Genomic DNA, 6,186 nt, shown 5'->3' with positions numbered 1-6,186 from the left:
CGGATATTAAAGCTACTAAACGAAAATGAATAAGGAATAGAGACAGAAATAAGGCACTTCCTGTTCAAAATTGAACAAGAAGTGCCTTATTTTTACTGAAAAGGGTTCGCTTTTATGAAAACGTAAGTTTTTCAGTGCCCTCCTTGTTAGATGTGACTTTCTGAAACATTATGGTCTAAATATCTACCTAAATAAATTGTAAATACTCTAAGACATTTCCAAAAGGATCTCTGAAGCTAATTACTTTTCCTGGAGGACAATCCATCGGCTCATCTGCAATAAACTCAACATTATGTTCTTTTAACATATTGACTGTTTGATAAATGTCCTCTGTTTTTAAAGCTAAAACCACACCAAAAGAATCTTTAGGAATAGTTTTAGCGTTTTTCGATTCTTCTAAAACTAAAGGTAAATCTCCGTGAACAAGTGTCACGATTTTGGGTCCGTATTGTTTGTTTACCTCAAAACCTAAAACAGTCGTGTAAAAATCAATTGCTTTTTCAATGCTAGGTACATAGATGCTGATAACACAAACTTGACTCATAATTCATCCCCCTATTATTCCGGTAATTACCTTCTTGGCATATAAAAATAATAGAATATATGGTAATATTTTTCAACTTTCAAGGCATAATCGTGTAGGAGGGGGTTACTAAGTAAATATTAAGAAGGAGGCTTAAAACACTGACAATTAAATCACCACACCAGGAGTAATTTATCTATATAAAAACTGTACCTCATTGTTAATGTCCAACAACTCGACAGAACAAATAAAGCATTTTCGGTCTAATGAATGACTTAAAATGGACGTGATGCAAGACTCGAAATATAAGCGTATTTGAGATTAAAATCTCGAATACGCTTATTAGTTTTTATAAAAACAAATATAACGATGATAGTGAGGAATTAACAACAGTGAAAAAAACAATACTAATAGATAAAATTTGACTAACAACGTGTGAAGCGATCCAAAAATTCGCGAATTACATTAAATTTGAATACAATATAATGAAAATGATTAATCCTTGATAGGCCTTTTAACACCTATCCGAATATAGAGATTCTTTCCGTCGTTGGGGACTCTATCCGTCGCTCTGACGATTCTATCCGTCACTTCGGCGGGCCTATCCGTCTTTGCAGAGAAGCAGCAATGTCAGACAATTAGTTTTACTTCTTTTTCGTCTGTCCCCCTTTTCTCCCCAATAAAGCAAAGGATTTTCTTGTTCTTAAGTAATATCATTGAGAAACTTTACAATTAGCAGTAAAATTTATGTAAGGATTATTAATTCATTGAAACTTTATGTCGATTATTTCGTATAAGAATATAGACATATCTAAATGCTAGGAGGAAGAAACATGCTTAGTGTCGGACAGTTTTTCTCTAGACATACCGCCAGCTTCTTAATTTCTCTCACAACTGTTTCTATCGCAGCAATTGCGGCAAGTCCAGGATACTTCCTTGGTGGTTTATTGTTTGCTGGAACATACGCGTCGAGTACGGCGTTGTTGAAACATAGACAGAAAAAGAAATTCATGCACATAGCAGGTATAACAAAAGAAGAATACAAACATATTGAAACACAACTTACAGCAGCCAATAAAAACATTCAAACTTTAAGTCAAAACTATTTACGTGTACGTTCTGTTTCTGCATTTAAGCAATTACTCGAAATGACACGTATTTCAAAAAATATCGTAAAAATAGTTAAAACAGATCCACGAAAATTTTATAATGTAGAACAATTTTTTTATGCACACCTTCCTTCCGCTGTCGAATTAACGGATAAATATACGATGTTATCAAGGCAGCCTGTGAAGGATAAGGAAATCCAGATTACATTATCAAAAACAAGAGAAACACTTACAGATTTAAATGATACGATTCAAATTGATTTAAAGGATGCGCTTTCCAACGATATCGACCATCTTCAAATGGAAATCGAATTTGCGAATCGTTCCAATATAAGACGAAAAGAACAATTGGAATGGCGAGGCGATGATAAGTGACAGCAAATGATCACGCATTTCAACTAAATACAATACAAGGTATTTCCCCTCTTGTGCAATCTTATTTAGAAACAACAAATAATGAGGCGATGGCGACATATGAAACGCTATCACCTCTTGCACAAAGTCGAGCACTTCTATTCGCTAGTCAACTAGACCTGACAAACTTCGAATCAGTCCTGTCTTTAGGGCAAGGTTCACAGCGAGCGCTTTCTCAATTTGCTGATCGAATGCTTGCACAAGTAAAACAGAAAGACGTCACAAAGATTGGTCAAATGTTAGACTCTTTAATGCAAACGTTAGACCGTGTGGATCCAAACGCATTAGAACCAAAAAAGCAGTCCTTTTTTCAAAAAATGTTTGGCAAAATTGAGCCTACTGTTAAGCAAACATTAACGGAGTTTGAACGTATTAGTATCCAAGTAGAACGAATTGGTGTTCAGCTTGAACGTGCACAGCTTCAAATGATAAAAGATGTGGAAATGCTAGAAGAACTTTATGCACATAATAGAGGATTCTTTGAAGAGTTAGCGACTGCTATTGCAGCAGGACAAATGAAGAAGCAGCAAGCCATCGAAGTTGACCTTCCTAAAGAAGTGACTAGTGTACAGGCGACGAAACAGCCTCTAGCTATCCAACAGCTGAATGATTTTGCCGCTCAAATCGAACGTCTAGATCAACGTATTTATGACTTACAAGTTTCTCAGCAGGTTGCCTTACAAACTGCGCCACAAATACGCATGATTCAGCAGTCCAATCAAACGCTAGCTGAAAAAATCGAATTTTCAATCGTTACTCTTATTCCACTTTGGAAAAATCAATTGGCCATGATGTTATCCATGCATATGGATCATCACTACGCACAGCTAGAAGAAAGATTATCTCGTACAAATGATCGATTTACGAGCCCTTCCTTTGAACAGCAAGTATCGAAATTCAAAGAAACACAGCATGAGCTGAAGACAGCTATCAAAGACGTCTTTGCCCTTCATACAGCTACAGAACAGGAAAAACAGCAATTACAGGATGTAGCTGAATTAAAGAGCTTTAAGAGGGAATGATTCCGTTTATCCAACTAACTAGGGTGGCTCAGAAATCATCTGAACCACCCTTTGATTTTTATTCTAATTCAAAATAATCTTTATAGTAGCCACCGATATTACCAGTGTTATCGATAATAAAAATGAATTCTTCTGTTTCATTTTTCACATCATATTGTTTCCCTACTGTTAATACGTTTGAAACTAAATATTTTGATGCATTTGTATGCTTACAAGTAACTGTGCGTACTGTTTGAGCATCTTTCCATTTTAAATGTAACATAATCTCTCTACCTCTCTTTACTAGCGCGAAGCTAATGTCTATTGCTTATTTTATAATATTTTTGAACTTTTGTGGAGAAAAAAACCATAGAAGACCATATTTTCTCCATATCTATCGTTTTTTTACCATATCAATCATAAAAATTTTTACTTCGAGGTGTTAATATGAGCTTTGGTGGCGTACCGCAATGGTTTTTTATTCTGGCCGTTGCATTTGCAATTTGCTTTGTTTTATACGCAGAATGGAATTCTAGAAAATAAGTGAGCCCATTAATATGGACTCACTTTTTTAGTTATTGAAACCGAATGCGTAAACTTATTATTTTAATGTTCGTTTTAAAAACTCTTTTGTCCGTTCATGCTGAGGTTTTACTAAAACCTGTGATGGTGGTCCTTCCTCTACAATAACACCTTTATCCATAAATACAACGCGGTCTGCTACTTCTTTAGCAAATTCCATTTCATGTGTAACAATTAACATCGTATTCCCGGCATTCGCTAGCTGACGCATTACCTTCAATACTTCACCAACCATTTCTGGGTCAAGTGCTGACGTCGGTTCATCAAACAGCATTACTTCTGGGTTCATTGACAATGCTCGTGCAATCGCTACCCGCTGTTTTTGACCGCCAGATAGCTGCCTTGGCTTCGCATTGACGTATTGATCCATACCAACAATTTGCAAATATTTTAGAGCAACTTCGTCGGCTTCTGCCTTCGAACGCTTTAATACTTTCATTTGACCAACTGTACAGTTTTTTAGCACATTATGATTGTTAAATAAGTTAAATTGCTGGAATACCATACCTAAATGTGTACGATATTCTTGGATATTATGCTTATCGTCTAAAATGTTGTCACCTTTGTAAATAATTTGACCGCCACTTGGTGTTTCTAGTAAATTAATGCAGCGTAGTAGTGTTGATTTACCAGATCCGGAAGAGCCGATTAAGCAGACAACCTCGCCCTTTTCTACTTGGAAATTTACATCCTTTAACACTTGGTTACGCCCAAATGATTTACTTAAATGCTCTATTTTAATAACTGTCATCTGTTCGTCCCCCTATACTGCTTCTTTCTGTTCTTTTTGGTAGGCATCTGGTCCATCCAGTCGTTTTTCTACATACAGTAAAATTCTTGATGCTGTGAATGTCATGATGAAATAAAGGACACAAGCTACAAAGAAGGATTCAAAATAGCGGAAGTTATTACCTGCAATCGACTTTGTTTGGAAGTATAATTCCGTAACCCCGATAACGTTTAAAACTGCTGTATCTTTAATATTCATAATTAATTGATTACCTGTTGCAGGCAATATATTTCGCGCAACTTGTGGTAATACAACATGTAGCATGATTTGAAAATGATTCATACCAATGGCCGATGCGGCCTCGTACTGCCCCTTATCAACGGAAACAATACCGCCACGCACAATTTCAGTCATATAAGCACCTGTGTTTAGTGCAACAACTAAAATACCTGCCGTAATAAAGTTCATATCAATACCAAATGCAATATCTAATCCGTAAAATACAACCATTGCTTGTACAATCATTGGTGTACCACGGAAGAATTCGACATAGCATGTTAGTATAAAATTAATGAGCTTTAAGCTATAGAATTTTAAACCCTTTTTACGAACCTTGATGGTATGCATAATTCCGATAAAAAATCCGATAAGTGCACCAATAATTGTACTAATAATCGAAATAAGTAATGTATAATACGCACCTCGTAAAAACATTTGCCAGTTGTTCTCAACAATAGAAATAATCCATTCAAAACTCATGATGTTCCTCCTAACAACGTTGTGTTGCTTGTTCGTTACAGTATTGTGTCTTAGCTGGGCCTTTTGTTTCTTTTATCTTATGAAACTTTTAGCAAAGACATTATTATTTTTTAGAGAGATTCTTATTGTATAAATTGTATTGGGATTGCACGGGCTAGCAGATAGCCCGTGCATTCATGTTATTGTGCTGCTGGTTGCTGGTGAATTGCTTCTTCCATAATTTTTTGGCGATCATCTTCAGAAATACCTTTTAAGATTTCATTGATTTTTTCAAGATCGGCATCACCTTTACGTAAACCAACTGCAATAGATGTATTTGAAATATCGGTATCGAAACCTTTTTCAAACTTTACATACGTAAACTTATCATTTGCAGCAGCGGCGGAAATACCTTCTGGACGCTCTGCTACATAGCCGTCAATTTTTCCAGCTTCTAATGCTACACGCATTGCTGGGAAGTTATCCATTGCTGTTTGCTTTTTTACATCTTTGATTTGATCAATAACATTGTAGTTAGACGTATTTAATTGTGATGTAATTTTTGCACCAGAGAAATCTTGGATGGATTTTGCTTTTTCATATTTACTGCCTTTTTTGATAACCATCACAAAATCAGACGTATAGTAATTTTCGGTGAAATCAATTGTTTGCTTACGCTCTTTAGTAGGTGACATCCCTGCAATGATTGCATCGATTTTGTTTGATTGTAGTGATGGTACTAAACCATCCCATTCCAATTTTACGATAACTAATTCTTTTCCTAAGCCTTCAGCAATTTTTTTCGCCATTTGCACATCATATCCGCCTGCATATTCTGCATTATCGGCAATTTTTACTGCGCCATTTGCATCATTTTGCTGTGTCCAGTTAAACGGAGCATAGCCTGCTTCCATCCCGATACGGAATTGGCCTCCGCTTTCACCCTTATCAGTATTTACTCCCCCATCACTAGACGACGTCGCATCCTTTTTACCACCAGTACCACAAGCTGCTAACAAAATTGCAGTCATGACGGTCAACATTAATACCAAACATTTTCTTTTCATGGAAAACTCCCCTTTTCTGTAA

General features: G+C 36.0%; 7 protein-coding genes. 2 read left to right on the top strand and 5 right to left on the bottom strand.

The genetic code is table 11. The features are described from left to right. Positions 1-187: 187 nt before the first annotated feature. The gene (locus tag ABH968_RS07640) at positions 188-544 is read right to left on the bottom strand and encodes a VOC family protein (protein WP_370043412.1); all 357 of its coding nucleotides are present in this window, start codon (positions 542-544) and stop codon (positions 188-190) included. A gap of 812 nt (positions 545-1,356) precedes the next feature. Here ABH968_RS07640 and ABH968_RS07635 point away from each other — a divergent pair. Both ABH968_RS07635 and ABH968_RS07630 read left to right on the top strand, forming a co-directional pair. Further along, positions 1,357-2,007 carry a 5-bromo-4-chloroindolyl phosphate hydrolysis family protein gene (locus tag ABH968_RS07635; RefSeq protein WP_370043411.1) on the top strand — a complete coding sequence of 217 codons (651 nt, stop codon included), beginning with the start codon at positions 1,357-1,359 and terminating at the stop codon, positions 2,005-2,007. Then, positions 2,004-3,068 carry a toxic anion resistance protein gene (locus tag ABH968_RS07630; RefSeq protein WP_370043410.1) on the top strand — a complete coding sequence of 355 codons (1,065 nt, stop codon included), beginning with the start codon at positions 2,004-2,006 and terminating at the stop codon, positions 3,066-3,068. The genes ABH968_RS07635 and ABH968_RS07630 overlap by 4 nt, the downstream gene beginning before the upstream one ends. A gap of 58 nt (positions 3,069-3,126) precedes the next feature. On the opposite strand, the gene ABH968_RS07625 is transcribed toward ABH968_RS07630, so the two are convergent. From ABH968_RS07625 to ABH968_RS07610, 4 genes are all read right to left on the bottom strand, one after another. Beyond that, positions 3,127-3,330: a DUF6501 family protein gene (locus tag ABH968_RS07625; protein ID WP_370043409.1), complete on the bottom strand. Its 204-nt coding sequence runs from the start codon at positions 3,328-3,330 to the stop codon at positions 3,127-3,129. Positions 3,331-3,648: 318 nt separating this feature from the next. Beyond that, complete coding sequence (locus ABH968_RS07620; protein WP_370043408.1) at positions 3,649-4,380, bottom strand: amino acid ABC transporter ATP-binding protein; 732 nt, start codon at positions 4,378-4,380, stop codon at positions 3,649-3,651. 12 nt (positions 4,381-4,392) lie between these two features. Then, complete coding sequence (locus tag ABH968_RS07615; RefSeq protein WP_370043407.1) at positions 4,393-5,118, bottom strand: amino acid ABC transporter permease; 726 nt, start codon at positions 5,116-5,118, stop codon at positions 4,393-4,395. 179 nt (positions 5,119-5,297) lie between these two features. Next, on the bottom strand, positions 5,298-6,164 hold the full coding sequence (locus ABH968_RS07610) for a transporter substrate-binding domain-containing protein (protein ID WP_370043406.1): 867 nt from the start codon (positions 6,162-6,164) through the stop codon (positions 5,298-5,300). Positions 6,165-6,186 lie beyond the last annotated feature (22 nt).

This window comes from Lysinibacillus sp. RC79 (genome assembly GCF_041262405.1).
GTDB lineage: Bacteria > Bacillota > Bacilli > Bacillales_A > Planococcaceae > Lysinibacillus.
The sequence above is the reverse complement of the archived record's forward strand: the minus strand, read 5'-3'. Positions and strand labels throughout refer to the sequence as shown.